The sequence below is a fragment of the Streptomyces sp. HmicA12 genome, assembly GCF_000373565.1.
Taxonomy (GTDB): Bacteria; Actinomycetota; Actinomycetes; order Streptomycetales; family Streptomycetaceae; genus Streptomyces.
Window position 1 is genome coordinate 417825 of the sequence record NZ_KB891842.1, and the last position, 26387, is coordinate 444211.

Annotated in this window: 18 protein-coding genes; 6 read left to right on the plus strand and 12 right to left on the minus strand. The window is 72.4% G+C overall.

Annotated features, from left to right (window positions below):
• Positions 1-4: 4 nt before the first annotated feature.
• Positions 5-718, minus strand: a complete 714-nt coding sequence (locus tag B072_RS0134745; protein WP_018534593.1) for a TetR/AcrR family transcriptional regulator — start codon at positions 716-718, stop codon at positions 5-7.
• Positions 719-833: 115 nt separating this feature from the next.
• Between B072_RS0134745 and B072_RS0134750 the strand changes: the two genes are divergently transcribed.
• On the plus strand, positions 834-1970 hold the full coding sequence (locus B072_RS0134750) for an FAD-dependent oxidoreductase (protein WP_018534594.1): 1137 nt from the start codon (positions 834-836) through the stop codon (positions 1968-1970).
• Here B072_RS0134750 and B072_RS0134755 read toward each other — a convergent pair.
• The 6 genes from B072_RS0134755 to B072_RS0134780 form a co-directional block, all read right to left on the minus strand.
• Complete coding sequence (locus B072_RS0134755) at positions 1954-3462, minus strand: MFS transporter (RefSeq protein ID WP_018534595.1); 1509 nt, start codon at positions 3460-3462, stop codon at positions 1954-1956. The two genes, B072_RS0134750 and B072_RS0134755, sit on opposite strands and share 17 nt — an antisense overlap.
• An 85-nt stretch (positions 3463-3547) precedes the next feature.
• Entirely contained in the window at positions 3548-4582 is a 1035-nt protein-coding gene (denD, locus tag B072_RS0134760) for a D-erythronate dehydrogenase (RefSeq protein WP_018534596.1), read from the minus strand.
• 165 nt (positions 4583-4747) lie between these two features.
• On the minus strand, positions 4748-6037 hold the full coding sequence (locus B072_RS0134765; protein ID WP_018534597.1) for a BNR-4 repeat-containing protein: 1290 nt from the start codon (positions 6035-6037) through the stop codon (positions 4748-4750).
• A 145-nt stretch (positions 6038-6182) separates the two neighbouring features.
• A complete protein-coding gene (locus B072_RS0134770; RefSeq protein WP_018534598.1) occupies positions 6183-7484 on the minus strand; it encodes a sugar ABC transporter substrate-binding protein in 1302 nt (433 codons plus the stop codon).
• 99 nt (positions 7485-7583) lie between these two features.
• Positions 7584-8519, minus strand: a complete 936-nt coding sequence (locus tag B072_RS0134775) for a carbohydrate ABC transporter permease (protein WP_018534599.1) — start codon at positions 8517-8519, stop codon at positions 7584-7586.
• Complete coding sequence (locus B072_RS0134780; protein WP_018534600.1) at positions 8516-9460, minus strand: carbohydrate ABC transporter permease; 945 nt, start codon at positions 9458-9460, stop codon at positions 8516-8518. Before B072_RS0134780 ends, B072_RS0134775 begins: the two co-directional genes overlap by 4 nt.
• Positions 9461-9813: 353 nt before the next feature.
• Here B072_RS0134780 and B072_RS0134785 point away from each other — a divergent pair, with 353 nt between their 5' ends.
• Positions 9814-12102 (plus strand): FAD-dependent oxidoreductase, encoded by a 2289-nt coding sequence (locus B072_RS0134785; RefSeq protein ID WP_018534601.1) that lies wholly within the window; start codon positions 9814-9816, stop codon positions 12100-12102.
• A 93-nt stretch (positions 12103-12195) separates the two neighbouring features.
• Here the strand turns inward: B072_RS0134785 and B072_RS0134790 are convergent, their stop codons facing one another.
• Complete coding sequence (locus B072_RS0134790; RefSeq protein WP_026246609.1) at positions 12196-12984, minus strand: IclR family transcriptional regulator; 789 nt, start codon at positions 12982-12984, stop codon at positions 12196-12198.
• A gap of 189 nt (positions 12985-13173) precedes the next feature.
• On the opposite strand from B072_RS0134790, the gene B072_RS0134795 reads away from it, so the two are divergent.
• The 3 genes from B072_RS0134795 to B072_RS0134805 are packed head-to-tail and all read left to right on the plus strand — an operon-like array spanning position 13174 to position 19038.
• Positions 13174-14160: a hypothetical protein gene (locus tag B072_RS0134795; RefSeq protein WP_018534603.1), complete on the plus strand. Its 987-nt coding sequence runs from the start codon at positions 13174-13176 to the stop codon at positions 14158-14160.
• Between the two features lie 58 nt (positions 14161-14218).
• On the plus strand, positions 14219-16069 hold the full coding sequence (locus tag B072_RS0134800; protein WP_018534604.1) for an HSP90 family protein: 1851 nt from the start codon (positions 14219-14221) through the stop codon (positions 16067-16069).
• A 2-nt stretch (positions 16070-16071) separates the two neighbouring features.
• Complete coding sequence (locus tag B072_RS0134805; RefSeq protein WP_018534605.1) at positions 16072-19038, plus strand: hypothetical protein; 2967 nt, start codon at positions 16072-16074, stop codon at positions 19036-19038.
• Between the two features lie 71 nt (positions 19039-19109).
• Here B072_RS0134805 and B072_RS0134810 read toward each other — a convergent pair whose 3' ends face one another.
• The 4 genes from B072_RS0134810 to B072_RS0134825 form a co-directional block, all read right to left on the minus strand.
• Complete coding sequence (locus B072_RS0134810; protein WP_018534606.1) at positions 19110-20693, minus strand: DUF4139 domain-containing protein; 1584 nt, start codon at positions 20691-20693, stop codon at positions 19110-19112.
• 6 nt (positions 20694-20699) lie between these two features.
• Positions 20700-22742 (minus strand): DUF4139 domain-containing protein, encoded by a 2043-nt coding sequence (locus B072_RS0134815; protein WP_018534607.1) that lies wholly within the window; start codon positions 22740-22742, stop codon positions 20700-20702.
• A 129-nt stretch (positions 22743-22871) separates the two neighbouring features.
• A complete protein-coding gene (locus B072_RS0134820) occupies positions 22872-23552 on the minus strand; it encodes a GntR family transcriptional regulator (RefSeq protein ID WP_018534608.1) in 681 nt (226 codons plus the stop codon).
• Positions 23549-25045 carry a chlorohydrolase family protein gene (locus B072_RS0134825; RefSeq protein ID WP_018534609.1) on the minus strand — a complete coding sequence of 499 codons (1497 nt, stop codon included), beginning with the start codon at positions 25043-25045 and terminating at the stop codon, positions 23549-23551. The genes B072_RS0134820 and B072_RS0134825 overlap by 4 nt, the downstream gene beginning before the upstream one ends.
• Positions 25046-25307: 262 nt before the next feature.
• Between B072_RS0134825 and B072_RS0134830 the strand changes: the two genes are divergently transcribed.
• Positions 25308-26375 (plus strand): ABC transporter permease subunit, encoded by a 1068-nt coding sequence (locus B072_RS0134830; protein ID WP_018534610.1) that lies wholly within the window; start codon positions 25308-25310, stop codon positions 26373-26375.
• The last annotated feature ends 12 nt before the right edge of the window (positions 26376-26387 follow it).

Here is a 26387-nt window from a genome sequence, read left to right on the forward strand (position 1 = left end):
TTGGCTACGCGCCGGGCGGGCGGCCCGAGTTGATGCCGGTGAGGAGGAAGTCGACCCCGGCCAGGAACTGCTCGCGGTCGTCGTGGTCGTCGAGCTGGTGGGCGACGGCCCGGGTGAACGGGTAGTCGTCCGGGTCGAGTTCCCGCCAGGTCCGGGACACGTCGCCGAGGAACGAGGTGCGGTCCGCGTCGGGGGCGAGCGTACGGGCGCTCGCGGTGTTCGCGGCGTGCTGACCCGCGGCACCGAGGATGTAGTGCACCAGCGCGGAGGTCGCCGTGAACCAGCCGGCCTCGGGCACACCGAGAGCCCGGACCTGGCGGCCGATGCTCTCGAAGAGCCGGGGGGCCACGGTCCCGCCGGGGTTGCGGGCGAGCTGGGTCGCGAGCTGCGCGGCGAGCCAGGGGTGCGCCTCGATGGCGTCGAGCAGGCCGAGCGCGACGGCGCGGATCCCTTCCCGCGGGGTGTCCGCCGCGTCGGCGGGCGCGAGGGTCACGGCATCGGCGACGACGGCGTCGGTCGCGGCGCCGAGCAGCTCCCCCTTGTTCGCCACGTGCCAGTAGATCGCCCCGGGCCCGGTGGCGAGCCGCTCGGTCAGGACCCGGAACGTCAGCCCTGCCTCGCCGCCCGCGTCGAGCAGCTCGACGGCGGCCTCGATGATCCGCTCGCGGCTGAGCGCCTCTGTGCGCCGCTCCGGCTTCTTGCGTGTCCGTGGTGCCATACCGCCATTTTGACATGACTGGAACGCTGTTCCAACATGGTCTCTGGAACGACATTCCAGAAGGGTCGGGCAGCGGCTGCCGCCGGACGGCCTCGCATCCGAAGGAGAGATCATCATGAACACCCCCATACGCACCCCGGTCACGATCATCGGCGCCGGACTCGGCGGCCTCACGCTCGCCCGTGTCCTGCACGTCCACGGCATCCCGTCCACGGTCTACGAGGCGGAGGCGTCCCCGAGCGCGCGCACGCAGGGCGGGATGCTCGACATCCACGACTACAACGGCCAGCCGGCCCTGCGCGCGGCGGACCTGCTCGAGGAGTTCCGCGGCATCGTCCTGGAGGGCCGCGAGGCGACCAGGGCCCTCGCCACGGACGGAACGGTGCTGCTCGACGAGCCCGACGACGGCACCGGCACACGCCCCGAGGCGCTGCGCGGCGAGCTGCGCCGGATGCTGCTCGACTCGCTCCCGGCCGGCACGGTCCGCTGGGGCCACAAGGTCGCCGGCGTCCGCGCGCTCGGCGAGGGCCGGCACGAAGTGACGTTCGCCGACGGCACCACTGCCGTCACGGACCTGCTGGTCGGCGCGGACGGCGCGTGGTCACGGGTCCGCCCGCTGCTGTCCGACGCCACCCCCGAGTACGTGGGGACGTCGTTCGTCGAGACCTACCTGCTGGACAGCGACAACCGGCACCCGGCCGCCGCGAAGGCCGTGGGCGACGGGGCGATGTTCGCCCTCACACCCGGCCGGGGGATCCAGGCCCACCGGGAGACCGAGGGAACCCTGCACACGTACGTGGCGCTCTCCCGGCCCCAGGAGTTCTTCGCCGCGATCGACTTCACCGACCCCGCGACCGCCGCCGCCCGGATCGCCGAGGAGTTCGACGGCTGGGCGCCGGAGCTCACCGCGCTGATCACCGACGGCGACACGGCGCCGGTCCTGCGCCCGATCAACGCGCTGCCGACCGGACACCGCTGGGACCGGGTGCCCGGGGTGACCCTGCTCGGCGACGCCGCCCACCTCTCGCGTCCGAACGGCGAGGGCGCCAACCTCGCCATGTACGACGCCGCCGAACTCGGCGAGGCCCTCGCCGCGCACCCCGACGACGTCGAGGCCGCGCTCACCGCGTACGAGCGGGCGCTGTTCCCGCGCAGCGCCGAGGCCGCCACCGAGGCCACCCGCGACTTCGAGCTGATCTTCGGAGACACGGCGCCCCACGGCCTCGTCGGTCTGCTCAGCGGCCAGGGGTGACCGGCGACAGGAGGGCCCGCTCCTCCGCGTCCGCGTCGAAGCCCACCGGCTCCCAGCGCTTCACGAGGAGCGCGACGAGGCCGAGGACGGGAGCGGCGAGGATCACCCAGTACACGTGGGTGCCGAGGCCGGTGCTGAGGATCGGGAAGAAGAACAGGGTCAGCGTCGAGCCGAGCCGCAGCACCGCCTGGTTGAAGCCGATGCTGACGCCGCGCATCGATGTCGGGAAGCCCAGTGACGCGTAGCTCATGATGTGCGCGCCGGGGCCGAATCCCTGGGCGAACATGAAGGCCCCGAGCATGAGGATGCCCGCCGTGACGACGGCCGTGCCGGACGGCTGCCCGATCAGGGCGAGGACGGTGATGGCGACGAGCTGGATCGCGAACCCGAGCGTCATCATGGGCCAGGCGCCGCGCGTCGACGCCCAGCGGATGCCGAGCAGACCGCCGGTCAGCGCGAAGACCAGGTTGAGGGTGAACGAGGACGCGATCGTGGTCAGCGGGCCCTGCGTCATCAGCGTGGCGATGATGATCGGCAGGCCGAAGGCGACCGCGTTGTAGCCGAACGTCTCGGCGAGGCCGACCGCCACCGACTGGACCGTGCGGGCGCGGTACGGACCGGTGAACAGCCGCGCGTACGAGGCGAGACCGGGCCGGGCCGGGCGGGCCGCCCGTGCCGGGAGGTCGTCGGCGACGCGCGCGTCCACTCCGTACGACTCGCGCAGGATCCGTGCCGCCGCCGCCAGGTCACCCTGCTCGGCGGCCCAGGTGGGCGACTCGTTCATGTAGCGGCGGCGCAGCAGCATCACGACCAGCGCGGGCACCGCGCCGAACCCGACGGTGAACCGCCACAGCCAGCCCAGGTGGGCGTCCGGCAGCACGAAGTACAGGAACATGATCACCAGGTAGCAGCCGCTGGTCGCGGTGTACCAGGCCGGGGACCAGGCGGCCGTGCGCGAACCCTTGCTGCCCTTGCCGCGCAGCCGTGAGAACTCGGCGAGGAACGCGATGGCGACCGGGATGTCCATGCCGACGCCGATGCCCATCACGAACCGGGCGACGATCAGTGTCCACACGTCCTGCGCCACGGCGCACACCAGCGCGGTGACGACGAAGAAGACCATGTTGGCCATGAAGACGCGGTAGCGCCCTATTCGGTCGACGAGCCAGCCGCCGAGGAGCGCGCCGAGCAGCGAACCGACGCTGATCGACGCGGTGACGGTGCCGGCCATCGCCGAGCTGAGGCCGAACTGCCGTGTGATGTCGGGCAGTCCGTAGGCCAGCGAGCTCAGGTCGTACGCGTCGAGGAAGATGCCGCCGAGCGCGATGACCACGATCATCTTGGCGTGGCGGCCGCGCGCCGTACCGGAGTTGACCAGATCGGAGACGTCGGCGGCCGAGCGGATGGTCACCGCGCCGGAGTCCGTCGTACCGGACGCGGCGGACGAATCGGTCAGGGCGGACGGGGCGGACGGGGGAGGGGTGGAGCTCACGAGCGCCTTCCGGGGTGGTGCGGGCACGGTTCGCGGAATCGTAAGCACCATCCGGAATCTCGACGTCCGCCTGTCCGCATGGCGGTCACCGCGGGCCGAGGCCTGTGGGCGCCGAGGCGCCGACTCCCTTCGGGTTGTCGGCGATGTACTGCCGTACCACCGACGTGAAGTCCGGGTCGGGCGCGAGGCCGAGGCCGGCCGCGCGGCCGTGGTCGAAGGCCGCGGGCCACGAGCCGACGATGGCCTCCACGGTCGGGTCGGGCTCGACCGTCACCAGATCGGCGACCGCGTCCCCCGCCACCCGGCGCAGTGTGTCCAGCATCTCGGCGACCGTGACCGTGAGCCCCGGGAGGTTGACCGGAAGAGCGCCCTTCAGCAGGCCGGGACCGTCCCCGCGCCCGGCCTGCGCGACGCGGAGGATGCCTTCCACCGTGCGGCGCGGGGACGCCAGGGCGACGCGCAGGTCCGGGGCGACGGGGCAGATCGCGGGGAGTCCGGCGAGAGGTTCGCGGACGATGCCGGACAGGAAACCGGAGGCGGCCGCGTTCGGCCTGCCCGGCCGCACCGTCACCGTCATGAGCCGGGCGACGCGGCCGTCGAGGAAACCGCGGCGCGTGTACTCCGCTGTCAGCTGCTCGCAGATCCGCTTCTGGACGCCGTAACTCGACTGCGGTGCGGGCAGCGTCGATTCGGTGACGACCGGCGGCAGCGGCAGCGCGGCGTCCGGCCCGTAGACCGCGACGCTGCTGGCGAAGAACAGCCGTACCGTCGGGCCGCCGGCGGCGGACTGGGCGCGGGCGGCTTCGAGGAGGGCGCGGGTCGTGTCCAGATTGGCGCCCATGCCGAGGTCGAAGTCGGCCTCGCACGCGGCCGAGACGGCGGCGGCGAGGTGGACGACGACGTCCACCGGCGCCGCGAACACCTCGCCGAGGCGCTCGGTCAGATCGCCCTGGACGACGTCCACGAGCGGGTCCGCCGCGAGCGGCGACCCGTCCGGGACGACCAGGTCGGCGAGGACCAGGCGGTCGATCGGTACGCCGCCGAACGCGCGCCGCTCCAGCAGAGCGGCGGCCACCCGCTGTCCCAGGAAGCCGAAGCCGCCCGTGATGACGATCCTCATGTGTTTCCCCTCGGAAAGGCTCGGGAAGGGGTGGCGCGACCGTTCGGCCGCGCCACCGACTCGTACCGCGCAGGGGGGAAGTACCCAAGGCCGATCCGGCCGACGCCGAGGAACGAACGCGCCCGCGAGAACGGGCGCGTCCGGCGGTGACGGGCTAGCGGGAGATCAACGCAGGCCGTAGTACAGCGAGTTGTGCGCGGTGTCCGGCATGTACAGCACGTCGTTCCCGTCCGAGTCGCGGCGCACCGCGAGCCGGTCCGCGGTCACGCCCGGCGCCGCGGACTGCGCGGTCCAGGACCCGTCGGCCGTCTGGGTCGCGGAGAAGACGCGGTCGGTGCCGGACGAGGTCACGTAGTAGACCCGCTTGGTGTCCGTCTCGTCCCAGGTGATGCCGAGGGCGGCCGAGGTCTGGCCCGCCGCGTACACGGTCTTGCGGACCCAGGAGGCTCCGCTCGGGTACGCGTAGTACACGCGGAAGTCGCCGCCGCTGTCGGACGAGCGGTAGCGGTAGGCGACCTTGGGCGTCGAGCCGTCGAGGGTCAGCTTCGCGCTCTGGACCGCCGGCCCGGTGTAGGCGTTGTCGTTGCTCCACACCTCGTCCGTGGTGAGGTCCTGGATCACGTCGGAGGTGTCGGGCGTGACCGGAGTGGTGACCGCCGCGCCCGTGCTGTCCGCGAAGGAGCCGGTCGACGGGTCGTAGCTCAGGTACGTGAGCTGGTGGCGGAACGCGACCGCCGGCGCCTTGGCCCACTCGAACAGGATGTGCACGCGGCCCGACGCGTCCACCGTCAGGTCGTCCGGGTACACCGAGCGGTACAGCGCACTGGCGAACGTGGTCACCACGCTCCAGCGCGAGGCGGCGTTGTCCCAGCGGTAGAGCTTGCCGGGGCGCTGGTCGCTGCCGGTGCCGACCCGGGCGATCACGTACAGGTCGCCGTTGGGCGCCGTGGTCACGACCGGGTAGGTGATGCCCTCGCCCTGGTCGGGCAGTTCGGAGGCGTGGTCGGTGACGCTGCCGCCGGGGGCGTCGGTGCGGAAGTAGCGCCAGGCGTTGGCGTGCATGGAGGCGAACACGTGCAGACGGCCGCTGCCGTCGCGTGCCACCGACGGCTGGTTGTGGCCGTTGTCGTCGGGGAACTCGGCCTGCTGCCCGTCGCTGTTCAGCAGCGGCAGCCGGCTCCAGACGCCGTCGGGGTCGCGGCGGGCGATCGCCGGACGGTGGGTCGCCGCGGTCGAACCGGGCTCGTTGAAGGCGAAGTACGTGTACTGGCCGCGGCCCTTGTACGTGGCGACCGGCGTCCACCAGGCGGCCTGGTTCGACGAGTCCATCGCGTACGGGACCTTCTCGACGGCCGTGGCCGCCGCACTGTCGGCCTGGGCGGCCTGGACCGGCATGACCAGGGCGGCCAGGGTCGCGGCCGAGGCGGCGTACGCGCGTGCCGAGGGACGTTTCATCGTGAACTCCTAAGCGGGTGCGGGTGCGGGTGGTGCCGAACAGGAGTGGCCCGTGGGCCGGTCCGGAGGGGAGCGCGGAACGACGAAGGGCCCGGTGCTGGTCGTACGACGTCCACCGGGCCCCTGGGCCGTACCGCGTTCGGGCTCAGCGCTTGATGAGCGCGGCGACCTCCTCGCCCGCCTGCTTCATCGCGTCCTTCGGCTTCGACTTGCCGACCAGGACGGCCTGGACCTGCTTGGCGACGGCCTCCTCGATCTGGGCGTTCTGCGCGTACCGCCAGAACGGGCTGCCGGTCGCCGTCTTGGTGATCTTCTCGGTCCACTCGGTGGAGAAGGTGTCCTTGGCGACCTTCGGGTCGGCCAGACCGGCCTTGGTCGACGGCGGCAGGGCACGCTCGACGAAGTAGTCGGTGACGGTGGCCTGGTCGGTCGTGGTGTGCAGCGCGAACTCGGTCGCCGCGTCCTGCCCCTTGCCCTTGACGATCGCGATGACACCGCCCCACAGCAGCGCCTGCGGCGTGTCACCGGCCTTCAGCACGGGACGCTCCAGCGGCTGCATCGCGTCGGCCAGCGTCTTGTCCTTGGACTGGGCCGCGGTCACGCCCTTGCCGATGATGGCGTCGTCGTAGAACGCGGCCTTGCCCTGCCCGAACAGGGCGCGCGCGTCGAAGCGGTCCACGTCCGCGGCGATCAGCTTGTCGTCGTGGAGCTTCTTGTACCAGGTGACCGCGTCGATCGAGGCGTCGTCGCCGATGGTCACCTTCTCGCCGTCCATGAGGGTGCAGCCGAAGGTCTGCATCCACGGGAAGATGTCCTTGAGCTGCGCGACCTTGGTGGCCGCGGCGTAGGGCACGACCCCGCCGCCGAGCTTCTTCAGCTCCCGCAGCGCGTCCTCGAACTCCTCGACGGTGGTGGGGTGCTTGTCGATGCCCGCCTTCGACAGGAGCTTGGAGTTGGCGATGACACCGATCGAGCCGGTGTTCCACGGCAGGCCGTACTGCTTGCCGTCGTACTTGCCGCTCGCGAGCGCCACATCCGTGTAACCGCCCTTGCCGGCCACGGAACCGAGGTCGGCGAGCTTGCCCATCTGCGCCACGGCGGCGAGCCAGGCGATGTCGAGGTGTATGGCGCCGGTGGTCTCGCCGCCGCCGAGCTTCAGCGTGAGCTGGCTCAGGTACTCGTTGTACGGGTACGAGACCGCACGGATCTTCGACTTCTTGTCCTTCTCCCACGCCGCGATGATCTTCTCGATCGAGGGCTTGGCGGCCTCCTCGTTCAGCGACCAGGAGGAGAAGTCGAAGTTCTTCGACTTGGTGTCGCCGCCGTTCGAGGAGGTGCTGGCGCCGGACGGGGCGCACGCACCGAGCACGCCGGCGCCGGCCACACCGAGCGCGCCGATGCCGAACATGCGCAGGGCGCCGCGCCGACTGATGCCAGAGGTGGTCATGGTGTCTCCATGGGGGAGTGAGGCGGAAGGGGAAGTGCGTGGGGGCGCGTGCGGGCTCGGCCCGCCCGGGTTCAGCTGGGTGCTTGCGGTGCTGCTCGGCTACTTGACCGAACCGGCGGTCATGCCGCCGACGAGGTAGCGCTGCAGGAACATGAAGGCGACGACCACCGGGACGGAGACGACGAGCGAGGCCGCCATCAACTCGGGCCAGGCGGTCTGGAACTCGCCGATGTAGGTGGAGACGAGGCCGGGCGGCAGGGTCTGCTTCTCCTTGTCGGCCAGCGTCACCGCGAAGATGAAGTCGTTCCAGCCGCGGACGAAGGCGAACAGGCCGGCGGCGATCATGCCGGGCGCGGCCAGCGGCGCCACGATGGAGTGCAGTGTGCGCCAGCGCGAGGCGCCGTCGATGGACGCGGCCTCCAGGAGGGCGTCCGGGATGGTGTCGAAGATGCCCTTAAGCATCCACACGCACAGCGGCATCGTGAACGTGGTGAAGGACAGCACCAGCGCGGTGTACGTGTTCAGCAGGCCGAAGCTGGAGAACACGGCGTACAGCGTCACCAGCAGGAGAGCCTGCGGGAACATCTGGGACGCCAGCACCATGTGCATCAGGGAACGGCGCCCGCGGTAGCGGAACTTGGAGAACGAGTAGCCCATGTACGTGGCGACGATCACGCTCAGCACGGCGGTGATCGTGGCGACGATCAGGGAGTTGACCAGGTACTTGATCAGCTGGTCGTTCTCGGCGAGGGCCGTGAAGTTGCTGAAGGTGAGATCCGTCGGGATCAGCTTCGGCGGGAACTGGAAGGTCGACTCGGGGCTGCTCAGCGCCGTGGCGAGCAGCCAGTAGACCGGCAGCAGGCCGAAGGCGCCGATGACGACGACCGCGGTCCAGGCGGCTATCCGCGAGCGCAGCAGGTCCTTGCGTATCCGGCGGCGCGAGGTGCGCCCGGTGGCGGAGGCGGACGGCCGCAGCGCGTCGGTGCCGGACATCTGGGTGGAGGTCATGTCGGCAAGGGGGGTCGTGGAGGTCATCGGGCGTCGCCCTTCCGCTCGGTGATCCTGAGGTAGACGGCGACGAGGACGAGCAGGAGCAGCATCCACAGGCCGCCGAGGGCGGTCGCCCGGCCGATGTCGAAGCCCTTGAAGGCGGTCTGGTACACGGCGGTCGCGAAGGTCTCGGTGGAACCGGCCGGGCCGCCGCCCGTGAGGACGTAGATGGTGTCGAAGTGCTGGAAGTTCCAGATGAACTCCAGGAGCAGCACGATCGAGGCGACCCCGCGGACCTGGGGCCAGGTCACGTTGAAGAAGCGCCGGATCGAGCCCGCGCCGTCCATCGAGGCCGCTTCGTGCAGCTCCTTGGGCACGGTCTGCAGACCGGCGAGGAGCATCACCATCATCCAGGGGAAGCTCGCCCAGGTCTTGGTGATGATCACGGCGAGCATGGCGGTGCCCGGCTGGCCGAGCCAGGAGATGGACTCGTCGATGAGGCCGGTCTTCATGAGGACGCCGTTCAGCACGCCGTAGTTGGCGTTGAAGATCCACATCCAGAGGAAGGAGACCACCACACCCGGGATCACCCAGGGAAAGAGGAAGAGGCCACGCATGAAGCCGCTGCCCTTGAGGCCCGTGTTGAGGGCGAGGGCGAGGGCGAAGCCGAGCACGAAGGGGACGAGCGTCGCGCCGACGGTGAAGATCAGCGTCTGCTTGAAGATCGTGAGGAAGTCGCCGTTCAGCCAGTACGTGAAGTTGTCGAGGCCGACGAACTCCCGGCCCGGCAGCCGCAGGTCCTGCTTGAAGAAGCCGGTGATCAGGGCGGAGATCAGCGGATAGAAGATGATCGCCGCGAACAGGGCGAGCCCCGGGGCGGTCAGCAGCAGGGCGAACGCGCCGTTGGAGAGCCGTCCGCCGGTCCGCTCACGGTCGGTGCGCTCGCGGGGTGGAGCGACCTTCTGGGGAGGTGCGGCCGTACTCATGGGTGTGTCCTCTCGAACGGGGCGGGAGCGCCGGGGCCCTGGGTGAACGTCGTCCCCGCTCCATTGAACGCAACTTGCAGCATGCGGGATCGTTCTCCATATCGTGCGACGGCGTCAACCCTTTTGGTCGGTGAATCGCCGGTTCTGTGCGGGCCCGGCGAACTCGTCCTACCTGCCATGTAGTTGAACTTGTGCTGGTGGCAGCCGTACCGGCGGCTGCGCCGGGAATCTACAACACATCCCACTAGCTGAACAGTAGTTGCACAATGTGGATGTGATGTACGTTCATGGTCGCTCCGCTGCGGCGGGGAGCGTCTGGGATTCACCTGGCATCACATCAAGGAGGCCGCACCGTGCGGGAAGAAGAGGTCCACTACGACATCGCCGTCATCGGCGGGGGCCTGGCGGGGACCTGCGCGGCCATCGCCGCGGCCCGGCTCGGCCGACGCGTCGCCCTGGTCAACAACCGTCCCGTCCTGGGCGGCAACGCCAGCAGCGAGGTCCGCGTCTGGGTCTGCGGCGCCACCGCACACGGCGTGCACCGATGGGCCCGCGAGACCGGCATCATGGGCGAGCTCTACACCGAGAACCAGTTCCGCAACCCCGAGGGGAACCCGTACTACTGGGACCAGGTCGTCCTCGACGCGGTGCGCGCCGAGCCGAACATCGACCTGTACCTCAACACCGATGTGCGCGAGGCCGACGCGAGCGGCCCGGAGGACGCACGCGAGGTGCACTCCTGCACCGGCTGGATGATGGGCTCCGAACGGCGCATCACCTTCCACGCACGCCAGTTCCTGGACTGCACCGGTGACGGCCTGCTCGGCCATCTCGCCGGCGCCCGCTACCGCGTCGGCCGCGAGGCCCGAGCGGAGTTCGGCGAGCCCTGGGCGCCCGACGAGGGCGACGAGGCGCTGCTCGGATCGACGATCCTGTTCCACACCAAGGACACCGGCCGCCCGGTCAAGTTCGTGCCGCCCGCCTACGCCAAGGATCTGTCGACCACGCCCATCCTGCGCAACCGCGTCCTGCGCACCGGGGACAACGGCTGCGACTACTGGTGGGTCGAGTGGGGCGGCGAGCTCGACACCGTGCACGACAACGAGCGGATCCGCGACGAACTCCAGTCCGTCGTCATGGGCATCTGGGACCACATCAAGAACTCCGGCGAGTTCCCGGACGCCGCCAACCTCACGCTGGAATGGGTCGGCAGCCTCCCCGGCAAGCGCGAGTACCGCCGCTTCCTCGGCGACCACGTCCTCACCCAGCAGGACATCCTCGAACAGCGGCAGTTCCCCGACCGCGTCGCCTTCGGCGGCTGGTCCGTCGACCTCCACCCCGTGCAGGGCATGTACGCCGACGAGCCCGGCGCCCGCCAGCGCTACGCGGACGGCATCTTCCACATCCCACTGCGCTCCCTGTACTCGGCGAACGTCACGAACCTGCTGTTCGCCGGGCGGAACATCTCCGCCACCCACATCGCGTTCGGCGCCACCCGCGTCATGGCGACCTGCGCCACGATCGGCGAGGCGGCCGGTACCGCGGCCGCGCTCTGCGTCACCGAGGGGCTCAGCCCGCGCGAACTGGCCGCCAAGCGCCCCGAGCTGGTGCGCCGCGCCCTGCTGCGCCAGGACGCCTCGGTGATCGGCCTGGCCGACGACGACCCCGACAACCTGGCCCGCACCGCCCGCGTCACCGCCTCCTCGCACCTGGCCCGGCTGGCCGCGGAGCCGACCCCCGACGCGCCCGGCGAGCCGCACCCGCTCACCCGCGACCTGGCTCTGCTGCTGCCGGTGGACCCCGCGCTCGACTCGGTCGACCTGCTCCTGCACGGAGCCGACGACGGGCGGCCGCGCGAACTCACCGTGGAGCTGTGGGGCACGGGCCGCCCGGAGAACGCGGTCCCGGTGGACCACCTGCTCACGACCGAGGTCACCGTGGCGCCGGGCGGCCCGCACTGGGTCACCGCCCGCTTCGACCACCACCCGGACACCCCCGAGAACGTCATCCTGATCGTGCGGGCCTGCCCCGGCGCGGCCCTCGTCCTGCTCCCCGAGCGCACCGACGGAGTCCTCGCGCTGCGCGGCAGGGTCGAGGGGGACGCGGCCGTCGACCACGACATCCCGGAGGAGGAGGGACAGTTGGTCCTGGAGTGGCAGGCCCGCGGCCTGCGCCGGCAGACCTTCGCCTTCCGCGCGAGCCCGGACACGGCCGCGTTCAGGCCCGAGCGGTCCGTCGGCGGCTTCCAGCGCGCCTACGGCGGACCGCAGGTGTGGTCGTCCGAGCCGCTGCGGGAGGCGGAGTGGCTCAGCCTCGACTGGGACCACGCGCAGCAGCTCACCGAAGCACGCGTGGTGTTCGACGACGACGTCGACGAGTACCTGAACAACCTGCACCGCCACCGCACCCCGTACGAGGTCATGCCGGAACTGGTCCGCGACTACCGCATCCAGAGCCGCGACCTCGACGGCACCTGGCTCACGCTGCTGACGGTGAAGGACAACCGGCGCCGGCACCGCGTGCACCCGCTGACCGGCCCGGACGGCGGACCCGTGCGCACGGACGCGCTGCGGCTCGTGGTCGACGCGACGCACGGGGCGCGGCGCGCGCACGTGATCGCGTTCAAGGCGTACGGAGCGTAGGTGTACGGGGCGTAGATGTACGGCGCGTAGGCGTGCGGGAAGGGCCCTGCACAGGTCGCACGACCTGTGCAGGGCCCCTTCCCCATACGCGCCTCAGAGCGCCCCGAGCGCCTGACTGATGGCGTCGGCGGCCTCGATGACCTCACGCGTGAGGGCCTGCCGCTGTCCGTCGGCCTCGGTGTGGTCGCCGAGCACCGACGTGGGACCCCACAGGGAGATGGCGGCGACGACGTCCCCCGAGGCGTCACGGACCGGCGCCGCGAGCGAAGCGCGCCCCAGGGCGCGCTCCTCGGCCTCTACGGCGTAGCCGGAACGCCGCACGGAGTCGATCTCGGTGTCGAGCAGATCGTGACTCGTGGTCGTGAAATCGGTGTGCGCGTCGAGCGGCTCGGGCAGCAGCCGGCGCCGCTCCTTGGGGCTCAGGCCGGTCAGCAGGCACTTGCCGATGCTGGTGGCGTGCAGCGGGGCGGTGTGCCCGGCCTGCGTGTACGACTTGGGGGCGCGGGAGCCCTCGAAGTTGCACAGGAACATCAGCTCGGTGCCGCGCCGGACCGCGACGTTCGCCCCGAGGCCGGTGCGGGTGGCGAGCTCCTGGAGGACCATCCGGGCGGCCCGGTGGACGGGGTGCCGGTTGGCCGCGGTCGCGGCGAGCGGGAGGATCCCCAGGCTGAGCCGGTACAGGTTGCTGAGCGGGTCGCGTTCGACCATGTCGAGGCGCTCGAGGGTGGACAGCAGCCGGGACGTGGTGGAGGAGCCGAGGCCGGTGAGTTCGGCGACGTCGGAGACGCGCAGCTCGGCGCGGCCGGAGTCGAGTGCGCGCAGCACCGACACCGCTCGTTCGACGCTCTGGTTCGTCCCGGCGTCGGTCGCCCGAGTAGCCATGACCCTCCTAGTTCTGCAAATGGCTTGCACTATCTGCATCAGCATATCGCGTTGCCGTGAAGGGCGTTCCTGGAATTCACTGGATACGCAGGTGGTGTGTGAAGCCCCCGTGAGCACCCTGCGAAGGGAGTGTCAGTGGGGGCGCATATGCTGCTGCGACATTTACGCAGGACCTGGGGAGGGTGCGGCATGTTGGGGAAGCTGTTCGGGAAAAGTGCGGAGAGACCGGCGGCGGATCCGCACGTGCTGCCGGCCCCGCGGGGGCGCGGCAACAAGACGTACCCGCTGCGCGCACTCGGCGACGCGCGCGTGCTCACGCTGATCGAGGCGGCCGACGTGGGCGACTGGGACGCCGTCAAGGACGCGCTCGCCCCCTTCGACCTGGGCCGGGACCACCTCGTCCTCGGTGAACTCGCCGAGCTCGACGGTGTGGAGGAGTGGATCGGCCGCGCGGTCGAGCGGGACAAGGAGCACCGGGCGACGGCCCTGCTCATATCCGGTGCGCGCCACATCAAATGGGGCTGGGACGCGCGGACGTCCGCGCGGGCCGTGGATGTCTCCAGGGAGCAGTGGAAGATCTTCCACGAGCGGCTCCACATCGCCGAGGAGCAGCTGTTCGAGGCCGCCGAGCTGCGGCCGGACTGGGGCACGCCGTGGCGCCAACTGCTCACCTCGGGGCGCGGCATGTCACTCGGCGCAGACATCAACGAGACGCGGTTCGACGCCGCCCTGCGCCGCGACCCGCTCGACCTGGACGTTCACGTCGAGTGGGTGTCGCAGCTGCAGCCCCGCTGGGGCGGCGAGCCGGGGCAGGCCGTGACGTTCGCCCGCGAGGCCGCCGCCCGCGCGCCCGAGGGGCATCGCCTCGGCTGTGTGATCGCCATGGCGCACATCGAGGACTGGGTCGAGTCCGAGCGGCACGACTGCCTCCACACCCCCGCGATCCAGGCCGAGTTGAGGGACGCGGCACAGCGCAGCATCCTGCACCCCGACTACGAGCGGCGCCCGGGCTGGCAGGCCGACTTCAACATGTTCGCCATGGCCCTGGCGCTGGCCTCCGAGAGCACCGCCGCGCGGCGCGTCTTCCACGAGCTGGACGGCGCCTACACCTCGTGGCCGTGGAAGTACATGTCGAACCCGGAGAAGGCGTACGCCCGTTTCCGGCGTCACGTCTGAGCCCGCCCGCCGCCCCTCTCCGCGCCTCGCGCCCCTTCACCCCACCACGGACTGCCCGATGACTCTGCCCGACTCCGCTGCCCACCCGGCCGCCACCGACCGCACCTTCCAGGTCGACCTGCGCGGCCTCGTCGACCTCCTCTCCCACCACCTCTACTCCAGCCCCCGCGTATACCTGCGCGAACTGCTGCAGAACGCGGTGGACGCGCTGACCGCCCGGCACGGCCTGCAACCGGCCGCCCCCGCAGGGGAGTTCGGCATCCGCCTGTACGCCGACGGCTCGGTGGTGCGCGTCGAGGACGACGGCGTCGGCCTCACCGAGGCCGATGTGCACACCTTCCTCGCCACGATCGGCCGCAGCAGCAAGCGCGCCGACCGGATCGCCGAGCAACGCGCCGACTTCATCGGCCAGTTCGGCATCGGACTGCTCTCCTGCTTCCTGGTCGCCGACGAGATCCACGTACTGAGCCGCTCCGCCCGCACACCCGACGCGCCCGCCGTCGAGTGGCGCGGCCGCGGCGACGGCTCGTACTCCGTCCGCACCCTGCCCGCCTCCGCCCGCCCGAGGCCCGGTACGACCGTCACGCTGACGCCCCGCGCCGACGCGGCCGAATGGACCCGACCGGGCCAAGTGCACGCCCTTTCTCGGCACTTCGGATCGCTGCTGCGGCACCCGGTGACCTTCGACGACGGCAGCGCGAGCGGCCTCGCCGTGCCCGTCAACCCCGAACCCGCCCCCTGGGCGATCACGCACCCGACGCCGGGAGCACGGGCCCGCGCCCTCGCCGCGTACGGGGAGGAGGTCTTCGGGTTCACGCCCCTGGACACCATCGAGCTGGACCTGCCGGCCGTCGGCCTCAAGGGCATCGCCTGCATCCTGCCCGAGGCGGTACCGGCCGGACGCCGCCACGGACACCGCGTGCACGTCAAGGGCATGCTGCTGTCCGAGCAGGCCGAGGAGATCCTCCCCGACTGGGCGTTCTTCGTCCGCTGTGTCGTCGACGCCGAGAGCCTGCGGCCGACGGCGTCGCGCGAGGCGCTGTACGAGGACGACACCCTCGCCGCCGTGCGCGACGCCCTCGCCGAGCGGCTGCGCGCCTGGATCGCCAGGGCCGCCGCGGGCGACCCGGACCTGCTCGCCCGCTTCCTCCAGGTCCACCACCTGGCCGTGAAGTCCCTCGCCGTGCACGACGACGAGATCCTGCGGATGCTGCTGCCCTGGCTGCCGTTCGAGACCACCGACGGGCACGCCACCCTCGACGAGTTCGCCCGCACCCACCGCACCGTCCTCGTCACATCGAGCGTGGAAGAGTTCCGGCAGGTCGCCGCGATCGCCTCGGCAGCCGGGCTCGGTGTCGTCAACGGCGGCTACACGTACGACCGCGAACTCGTCCACCGGCTCCCCGAGATCAGGCCCGGGGCCACCGTCGCCGACCTAGACCCGGAGACGCTCACCGCCCACCTCGACCCCGTCGACCGGGAGACGGAGCTGGCCGCCGCGGCCTACCTCGGCCAGGCCCGCGACGCCCTCGCCGTCTTCGACTGCGACGTCGCACTGCGCACCTTCCAGCCCGCCTCCGCGCCCGCCCTGCTCGTCGACAGCCGCGAGGCCCGGCACGAGCGCACCCGCTCCCAGCTCGCCCGCGAGCAGGAAGGCGGACTGTGGGGCGACATCCTCGGCGCCCTGCGCCAGGAGGCGCCGCGCGCCCAGCTCATCCTCAACCAGCTCAACCCGCTGGTCCGCACCGCCGTCACCATCGAGGAGCCGGAGCTGGCCCGCACCAGCGCCGAGGCCCTCTACGGCCAGGCCGCGATGCTCTCCCGACGTCCCCTGCGGCCCGCCGAGTCGAGCCTCATCAACCGCTCCTTCCTCGACCTCCTCGCCCACGCCCTCCGCAAGGACAGCTGACGATGCCGACGACCGCACCCCAGTCCACCGACGAGCTCTACGACGCGCTGAACGAGAACGACCGGCGCCCCTACGGCCGCACCCGCACCGTCACCGCCGAGGAACTCGTCGACACCGCCGAGCAGTTCGAGGACACCACCGCGCTCGTGTGCGCCCTCCTCGAACTCCAGGAGGCCTACACCTACGGCTCCGAACCCCGGAAGTCGCCCGTCGTCTTCGCCCGCATCCTCAACCTCTTCGACGAGCAGCCCGAAGCCTTCGACGAGCGCCTGCGGCACATGCTCTTCTGGCGGTTCAAGTGGGTGGCCAACGCCCTGCTCGCACTGCCCGAGGTGCCGCTGACCAGCCTGCGCCAGTGGCTGGGCGAGATGCGCGACCGGTACACCAAGGCGGGCCTCGACCTGCAGCCCTACTACGGCCAGGCGTACCAGCTCGCCGCGCACCTCGGCGAGGACACCGCGCTCGCCTACGAGCTGTGGGCGAGCCGCACCCGTGACCGCCTCAGCGACTGCGAGGCGTGCGAGATCTGCCAGCGCGCCCGGTTCCACCTCGCTGCGGGCGACGACGAGCGGGCCCTGCGCACCTGGGAGCCCGTCCTCGTCGGGAAGGACTCCTGCCAGGAGGAGCCCGCCCGTTCGGTCTCGTACGCCCTGCTGCCCCTGCTCCGCACCGGCCGGGTGGACCGCGCCCGCGAACTGCACCTGTCCGGCTACCGCGCCTGCCGCCGCAACCCCTCGATGTCCGGGGAGGTCGGCCGGCACCTGGAGTTCTGCGCGCTCACCGGGAACGAGGCGCGCGGCCTGGAACTGCTCGCCGAGAACCGCACCCTCTTCGAGGAGGTGGACGATCCGCGGGAGCAGCTCGACTTCCTCACCGGCCTGGAAGTCCTCCTCCGGCGCGTCGACTCCCTCGGCCACGGCGAGCTCCCCACCGCCGGGTACGCGGGCCGCGCCTGGACCGTGGCGGAGCTGTGCGCCGAGGTGCGCGGGCGCGCCGACGACCTCGCCGCCCGTTTCGACGCCCGTAACGGCACCACGGCCCACGCCGACCGACGCCGCTCCCGCCTGGACCGGGCCCCGCTCCTGGACGCGCTGGAGCTGACCCTGCGCCCGCGCGACCTCGCGGACGCGGCCCCGGCAGCACCCGTCGCCCCGGCCGCGGCACCCGTCGACGTTCCCGAGAGCCTGCCCGAACTCATCCTGCGGGCGAGGGAGTTGGAGGAGCAGGGGCATCCGGAGGCGGACGCCTGCTGGGCGCGGCTGCGCACCCTCGTCGCCGCTCGCGACTACGCGCACCCCGACGACCGGGCCGTGGGCACGCTCGTACAGCTGCGGGCCGACCTGCTGATCGACGAGGCGGACCGGGCGAGGAACAAGGACGACGACCGCGTGGCCGCCGACCTCTACGAAGAGGCGGCGGGACTCTACGAGGACGCGGACCTGCCCGGCGAAGCCGCCGTCTCCCGCGCCTGTGTCCTGCTGGCCACCGCCGAACTGTCGTCGGCCGACGACGAGAAGGACGAGAAGGGCGAGGAGGCGAGCGAGGAGGCCGCGGCGTCGGCGAAGGCCGACCGGCTGACCGCCGCGCACGCCTCGATCGTGCGCCTGCAGGAGGAGACCCACGGGCTCACCCCGCACCAGGAGGCCCGCCTGCTCCGCCTGCGGGCCACCGCGCTCGTCCTGCGGCTTCAGGCATCGCAGGACGAGGAGCAGGTTCCGCCGGCCCTCGCGGAGATCGAGGTCCTGCAGGAGTTCGCCGCGCGGCACGACATCGTCGGCCAGACCGCCGGCGCCCAGCACCTGCGGGCCAGCACGTACGCCATGTCCGGCGATCTGCCCGCCGCCGTGGGCGAGTTGGACTCCCTGCTCGACCGGGTGCGCGCGCACGGCCCCGCCTGGCACCTGCCCCGCGTCCTGGGCCTGCGCGGCCGTGTCCAGCTCGGCCTGCGGGACGCCGAGGCCGCCCACGCGAATCTGGCCGAGGCCGTCCGGCTCGCCGCCGACTGGCCCGCCGACCGGAGCGACCCCGGGCGCCTGTACGGCGACCTGGCCGAGGCCTGCCTGCACCTGGACCGGCCCGACGAGGCGCTGACGCACCTGATCCGGGCGGCGGAACTGCACCTGCGCGCGGGCAGCCGGATCGACGGGTTCTGCGCCTACAGCAACGCCGCCAACCTCACCCTCGACCTCGGCCGGGTCGAGGACTGCATCGCCCTCCTCGACTCCGTGCTGGCCGAACCGGACATCGCCGCAGGCGAATTGGACGACCGGCTCACCGCCCAGCTGCGGCTCACCCGCGCCCGTGCCCTGCACGCGGGGGAGGACCTGAAGGCCGCCATGGCGGAGTTCCTCGCCCTCGCCGCCGAGTCGGAGGGCTGGGACGACGACCCCGGCAGCCATGCCATGATCGCCGCGGAGACGGCCGTACTCCTCGGCGAGGCCGGTGAGTTCGACCGGGCACGCGACGTCGCGGCCCAGGCCCTCGCCGCCCACGCCAAGGCCCCGCGGTACGAGCAGATCAGCAGCACCCTGCGCGAACTCGCCCGCCTCCAGGCCCATCGCCAGGGCGCCGAAGGCCTGGACGCCGCACTCGCCGTGCTCGCCGACGCCGGCCGGGTGGCCGACGAGGCCCGCGCGGCCGGGTACACGGCCCAGGGGCGGCCGCTGGACTCCGCCCTCGCCTACGAACACGGCAGGGTGAACGCCTACGCCGGTGCTTATGAGGCGTCGTTGACGGCGCTGGAGGAGGCGCTCGGCCTGCTCGGCGGACCGGCCCCCGGGCACGGTCAGCTCGGCGAGTGGGCCGAGTGCGTGCGCCTCGCGGGCGTCGTCGAGGGCATGTACCTGGAGCGCACCGCCCCCGCGCTCACCCGCCTCGACGCGGCGGTCGCCCACCTGACCTCCCTCGGCCACACGGGGGAGGCAGAACCGCTGGCGGAGCTGGCGGCCGGCCTGCGCGACGAGCGGTGACGCCGGGGCCGGAGGCAGCCGCCGACGCGGAGGCCTCCGGCCGACACCGTCGGCAAGCGCTGTAGCCGCCCCTAGGCGTCGGACAGTCCGGTGACCTTCCCGCTCGCCGACACCTCGTACACCAGCGTCACCGTGCGCCGCCCGCCCGGTGGCAGCGAGACGTCCCAGCGGGCGATGCCCTCGGCGTCGAGGCTGTCGGGGGCGGGGGAGCAGGCGTCCTTGCGCAGGCGGATCTCCACCTCCGAGACCTCGGAGACCGGGATCCGTTCGCGGAGCGTGATGACACGGTCGTCCGTCTCGCCCGGCCCGGAGAAGCGGGACAGGTGCAGGCGGACGGTGCGGGTGATCCGGGTGCGCTGGCTGAGGCCCGTCGTGTGCCGGGACTCCTCCGTCTCCCGCGTCACCCGATACGTGTCCGCACTGCCGAACGCCAGCTCGTGGGCGGCCCCGGGAGCCGTGAAGTCCAGGGTGCCGCGGCCGGTGAAGCCGCTGCCGCGGATCAGGTCCACCGGGCCCGCGAGCAGGGCGTGGCCGGTGGTGTTGGTGAACCGGACCACCTGGGTCACCAAGGGGGAGAGCTCGGGCGCGCAGACGTACTCGCTGTGCGCGGGCGAGGAGGCGGCGGTGAGCGGGACGCGGTGGGCGCGGCCGTCGCCGGGCACGGAGGCCGGATCGGGGGCGCGCAGGACGCGTACTTCTCCGCCGTCGTCCACGCCCGGCAGGCCGGTCACCTGCTTCGGGCCGACGTCGGAAACCGCCTCCTCGCGCAACTCGACGGCGACGGAGGAGCGTTCCTCGGACGACCGGTCCCGCAACGTCAGCCGGTCCTCGACGAGGCGCGGCGGGGTGGTGGCCGCCGCCGAGCGGGCGGTCGAGAGCGTCAGGCGTACGCCGGACCAGTCCTCGCCGGTGCGCTGCCACACCATCGCGTCGGTCTGCAGGGTCAGTTCGCCCGCGTCGAGCGTCGCCCGATAGGCGGGGCGCCACAACGCGCAAGGAGTGAGGTGGCTCAGGCGCAGCTCGGCGGGGCCCGCGGCCGCGGCGCGTACCGTCAGTTCCACGTGCGCGGTGAGCTCGGGCGGGTCCTCCTCCGAGAGGTCCAACGCGTGCCGGGCTTCCTGCAGTTCGGTGTTCAGGATCGTCAAACGGTTCTGTGTGACGCCGAGTTCGTCCTCGTGCGTGGCGCGCTCGGCGTCCACCCGGTCCAACTCTGCGGCCCAGCGCTCCTGCTCGGTCTCGCCGTAGCCGGCGCCCTCGCCGATCTCCCGCAGCAGATCGGCGGCCAGCCTGCCGAGCAGGTCGAGGCGCGCCCGGCTCCTGTCGCGGCGCTGCTCCAGCGTGCGCCGCTCCTCGTCGAGGGCGTGCACGTGGTGGCGCAGCGGGGAGTCGTCGTCGGCCGGCGGCCGGGGCCCGCGCGGGGTCCAGGCCCGCACCACCCGCACGTCGAGGACGGTGGCGTCGGCGCCCGTGAGCTCGGTGTGCAGGCTGCGGTCGACGGCGAGGGCGCTGATCGGGCCGAGGCGCAACTGCTGCACACCCGGGACGAGTTGGAGCTGTGTCGAGCGCTCGATGTGGGCGCGGTCCTCCAGGCAGGTCACCGCGGTGACGGGCAGGGGAACGGTGGGCGGCGCGTCGGGGGCGAGGGATGTGGTCATGGTGGGTCAGCTCCTCCGGTTGCCGCCGGTGAGGGCCTTGGCGGCCGGGATCCGGATCTCGTAGCCGCCGTCGAGCTCGGCGGTGCCGCCCGCGGGCAGCTCCACCCGCCACAGGCGGGTGCCGGGTGCGTGCGGCTCGCCGCTGTCGTCGCCGTGCTCCGGCGCCGTCCAGCCGGCCCGCTCCTCGACACGGATGTCCGACTGGGAGGCGACGGGAACGCGCTCGCGGACCTCGACGGTGACCGGCCGGGAGAGCCGGTTGGCCAGCTCCACGTGGATCCGGTGGTCGAGCACCGTGGTCGTGTTCCGCAGCCCCGCGGTGGATTCGCGCAGCTCGGTGCGGCGGCCGACGCGGATCGCCTCGGCGGGCCCGAGTCCCACGCGGCCGGTGCCGCCGGGAGCGAGCGTGGGCAGGGCCGTCGTCGGCAGCTGGTCGTCGTCGACCGTGACGTCCACGGGGCCGGCGAGCAGTGCCTGACCGGTGGAGTTGGTGACCACGAGGGTCGCGTAGACGGTCTCCTCGACGGACGGCGCGCAGACGTACTCGGTGCGCAGACCGACCGGGAGTTCCGTGACGGTGACGGTGTGCCAGGTGCCGTCGGAGGGGATGTCGGCGGGGCCCTCCGTGTCGTACCGGTGGTCGAAGGATCCGGCCGACTCGCGCGGCCGCACCGCGTGCCCGGGCAGCGCCAGCGAGTTCACCGACTCGGCGCGGCGCCGGTACTCCGTGGCCACCGGGTCGACCGGCGTCCCGGGCGCGAGCAGGCCACGGCGGCCACCCGGGCTGTCGGGCCCGGCGAGGACCAGGTCCGCGTAGTCCAGTTCGGCTGCGCTGGGGCGCGGCGGCCCGGGCGGTGGCGGGGGCGGTGGCGCGGCGGGCGCACCGCCGGGCGCCGCGGGGGCCGGCGGAGCCCCGAAAGCGGGAGGAGGGGGCGGGGGAGCCCCGACGGGCACGGGCGCCGGGCCGGGCCGGGGAGCGGAGCCGGCCGAGGGAGGCGCAGCCCTGCGCGGACGGGCGGCGCGGGGCGCGTCGGAAGCGGCCCCGGCGACCTCCCCCGCCGGCGCGTACCCCTGGCTCTCCGGCACGTACCCACCGACGGCCCCCGGGTCGAGACGGGCCGGCCTTCGCCGCTCCGCCGTGTCGTACCCGGCGAACAGGTCGCCGAGCCCCGCGGGAGGCTCACGCCAGCCGGACGGCGCGGGGACGGGCTGACGGCGCCCGATCCGCAGCGAGCGCAGGGTCGGCACCCCGGTGGGGCGCAGCAGATCCGCGGTGGACAGCCCGAGGCGCACACCGGTCCAGTCCTCGCCGGTGCGCTGCGCGACCGAGGCGCGCAGCAACAGCCGTCCGCCCCCTTCGTCCTGATGGTGCGTCAGGCGGTACGAGGGTGCCCAGACCGCGCCCGGAACCCGGTACTCGACCGCGATCTCCACGGCCGCCGCGGTGGCTCCCGCCACGGTGAGGTCGGCCGAGACCGTGGTGTGCACCGGAGTGGACGGCGTGTCCGTGGAGGCACGCGCCAGGCGGTCGCCGGCGATGTCGAGTTCGTGCTCGATCCGGCGGAGTTCCTCGTCCAGCTCGACGAGTCCGCAGTGCAGGGCCGCCAGCCGTGAGTCGACGAACTCCGCGAGCCCGAGCCACGCGTCGACGGGGGTGCGGCGGTGCGGGTCGTCGCGCTTGCGCGTCGGCGGGACCGGGCGCAGCGCGGAGACCTCCTCGATCCGCCGGGTCTGGCGCTCCCGGCGGACCTCGGCCCGCCGCCGCTCCTCGCCGAGACGCTCCACCTCGCGGAGCAGCTCCGGCGGAGCGTCCGCCGCGAGCGGCTCGGCCTCGACGACGACGCGGGCCTCGACGACCCGCACACCGGCGGCGTCCACCACCTGGGCGCGCAGGGAGCCCGGCTCCAGCACGCGCGGCAGCCCGCTCACCCGCACCCGGCCGTCGGCCGCCACGACGCCGCGGGCCAGGCGCCGGCACACCGCGCCACGCGCGTGCACCACGACCGACGTGAGCGTTGATTCCCACGGCTGTGCCACCGCGTCCGTCATCTTGATCCCTCCCCCTGGGCGTGCGGGGGCGAGCACGCCGTTGATCACGGCGCCGACCCCCGTCGAAGGGTACGCCGCGGAGTGCGCCGGCACCCCAGAGTTGACGCCGGGAGCGGACCGAACGCCCTGTCAGTCCGCCGGGAGCGTCTCGGCCAGCGACCGCATCACGGGCTCGCGCCGGATGTCGATGTGGGAGAACGTGAGGGCTTCGGCGAGCCGCGGCCGTCCCGCGCCGATCGCGTCACAGATCTGCCGGTGCTCGGCACAGTGCTGCTCGGCGCCCCGTTCGGTGGCCGTGAGCCGGAACAGCCAGTGCATCAGGCCCATCGACGGCTGGAAGGAGGACTGCAGCAGGCTGTTGCCGGTCATGGTGATCAGCTCGGCGTGGAAGGCCGTGTTCGCGGCCGCGATGCCGGCCGCGTCACCGTGCCTGGTCGCCGCCTCTGCCTCGTCCATCACCTTGCGCAGGACGCCGTGGTCGCCGCCGCGCGCGACGAGCTCGGCCGCCCGTCGCGCGGCGAACACCTCCAGACTCAGCCGGAGGTCGAAGAGTTCGTCGACGTCGCGCAGGGTGAGCCGGCGCACGCGCGCGCCGCGCCGCGGCTCCAGGACGACGAGCCCTTCGGCGGCGAGCCGCATCAGGGCCTCGCGCACCGGGACGCGCGAGACGCCGAGTGCCTCCGCCAGTTCGCGTTCGCGAAGGCGCGCGCCGGGTTTGTACGCCCCGGAGTGGACGTGCGCCCTGATCAGCTCCTCGGTGCGCTCCACGTGTGAGGCGCCGGGCGGTTCGGCCACCTCGGCGAGCGTCACGCACCTACCTCCGTCGCGGGAACGCGGGACGCGTCGAAGGCGGGGAACGTCGGTGGGAAGAGCGCGGCGGTGTCGCGCCGCTCGGTGTCGCGTTCGCTGTACGCCGCGCGCATCCGTTCGAAGAGGGCCTGCGCGTCGTGGCGCAGAGCGTCCAGGTCGATGCCGGGCAGTCCGCCGTCGACCAGTACCGGGCTGCCCGCGACGACCGAGTCCGTCGCCTGCCGTGCCGTGCCGTTGAGGAGGAACGTGCGCACCGGGTCGTCGAGCACCCCGTCGCGGATGTCGTCGAGGGAGAAGGCGACCAGGTCGGCCTGGGCGCCGGGCGTGATCCGGCCCAGGTCGTCGCGGCCGAGGGCGCGGGCGCCGCCCAGCGTGGCCGCCTCGACGTAGTGCTCGGCGGGCGCGGCGTCCGACCGCCGCTCGGCGATCTTCGCCAGGTGCACGCCGACGTCCATGCCGCGGATCAGGTCCGGCGGGAACGAGTCCGTGCCCAGGCAGAGGTTGACGCCGGCCGCGCGGTAGGCGCGGAACGAGTGCAGCATCTCGCCGTAGCGCAGGGACGTCTGCGGGCAGTGGATCACCGAGACGCCGCTGCGGGCGAGCAGGTCCAGGTCGCCGCGGTCCTCGCCGTGCACCGACGGGTGCCGGTCGATGGTGACGGTGTGCGGGATCAGCAGGTTCGGGGTCAACAGGCCGTGTTTGCCGAGGAGTTCGAGCGGCGTCATCCCGTGCCGCCGCTGGATGATGTCGCGCTCCACCAGGCCCTGGAGTGCGTGCAGCCGGACCAGGACACCGCGCTCGCGTGCGATCCGGGCCGTCTCGCCGAGCAGTTCCTCGGTGAGGGTCTCGATGCGGCAGGGCAGCAGGACGCCGGTGAGCAGCGGGTCGTCGAGTTCGGCGAGACGGTCGAGGAAGCGGACCGCGTCGCGCAGGCCGGCCCGGCCCTCCTCCTCGTCGACGGCGACGTCCCGGGTGCCGTCCGGCAGGGCGACGTTGACGCCCGAGCGGTAGGCCGGGCCGAGATAGCCGCGCAGCCCGATCCGGCGCGCGGTCCGCGCCATGTCGACCAGTTCCTCGTACGGCTCGGCCCAGCGGCTGTGCACCTCGGAGGCGATCGGCATGAACGTGGTGATGCCGTGCAGGGCGAGCTGGGCGAGGGCGTACGCGCGGATCGTCGCCCGCTCCGGCGGGGTGAACACGTCGTGGCGGTGGTGGGTGAAGTAGTCCAGCGACCACTGCAGTCCCGGGCCGCGCTCCGGGCCCGCCCAGGAGTCGAGGACGAGATGGTCGACGTCGGTGAGTGCGTCGAGGTCGATGAGCCCCGGCATGACCAGGGACTCCCCGAGGTCGCGCTCCCGGTCGACGTCGCCCTCGTAGCGGGGGCCGACGTAGACGATCCTGTCGTCCTCCCACACCACCTCGCCGTCCCGCAGCAGCGCGTGACCGCCGCCCTGGTGGGCGAGGATGTGCCGGGCGCGCCAGCGGGTGCGCATGTTGCCTCCTGGGGTTCTTTGTCCTGGGACGTGTGCCGGTCACCGCCCGACGGTGTCCGACGGTCCGTGATCGTGATCGTACGAGTTGGTATACCGGATGGGAAGGGCGAGTTCGGGGCAGCGCACCCCGGATCCCGGGTGGCGGTGAATTGTCCCGTTATCGAGGGCGGTTGAAGTCTTCGGTATACCAAAATCCGGTCACCCCTACCGCCCGCCCGCTCTCTTGGTATACCGTCCGGGCCAACCTTCCCCCGAGCGCCGAATGGACCTCCCCGACGTGACGGATTCCCCTGTGCTGCCCGCTCGGCCGCCTTCCGACGCCGACGCCGCAGACGTGCCCGACTCGCCTGTTCCCGAGGCGAGTTCGACCACTCCCGCGATCGCCGCCCGCTCCCTGCTCGGTACGGCATGGCTGCGCATCCGGCGCAGCAGGATCGCCCTCGCCTCGCTCGCCGTGGTGATCCTCATGATCCTGTTCGCGGCGCTCGCCCCGCTGCTCACCGCCCTGGAGGGCCAGGACCCGTACACCACCCGCACGAGCCCGGACGTCCTCGACGACTACGGCACTCCCGGGCTGCCGGTGCCCTACTACCGCTTCCCGTCCGTCGACCACTGGCTCGGCGTCGAACCGGGCCTCGGCCGCGACCTCTTCGCCCGCATGGCGCACGGCGCGCAGGTCTCGCTGGTCATCGCGCTGCTCGCGACCGCCGTCTCCGTCGTCCTCGGCACCGTGCTCGGCGCGGCCGCCGGCTACTTCGGCGGCAAGGTGGACATGGTGATCAGCCGGATCATGGACCTGTTCCTGGCCTTCCCGCACCTGCTGCTCGTGCTCTCGCTGACCCCGATCCTCCAGTCCCGGCTCGGTGACACGGCGCTGGGGGACGGCAGCCTGCTGCCGATCGCCTCGCTCGTGATCATCCTCGGCTTCTTCGGCTGGGCCTATCTCGCCCGGGTCGTGCGCGGCCAGGTCCTGTCCATCAGGGAGCAGGAGTTCGTCGAGGCGGCCCGCGCCTACGGCGCCTCGCACCGCTCGATCATCCTGCGCCAGATCGTCCCCAACGTCATGGGCGTCGTCCTCGTCTACGCCACGATGATGATCCCCACGAACATCACCGCCGAGGCCGCGCTCTCCTTCCTCGGCGTCGGCGTGAAGGACCCCACCCCGTCGTGGGGCCAGATGCTCAACGCCGCCCAGGCCGGCAACTGGTACCTGACCGACCCCTGGTTCCTCGCCGTCCCCGCCGGCGCGCTGGTGATCACGGTCCTCGCCTTCAACCTGCTCGGCGACGCCGTCCGCGACGCCCTCGACCCCAAGTCCTCCCGTGGCTGAGCCCGGCCGGCA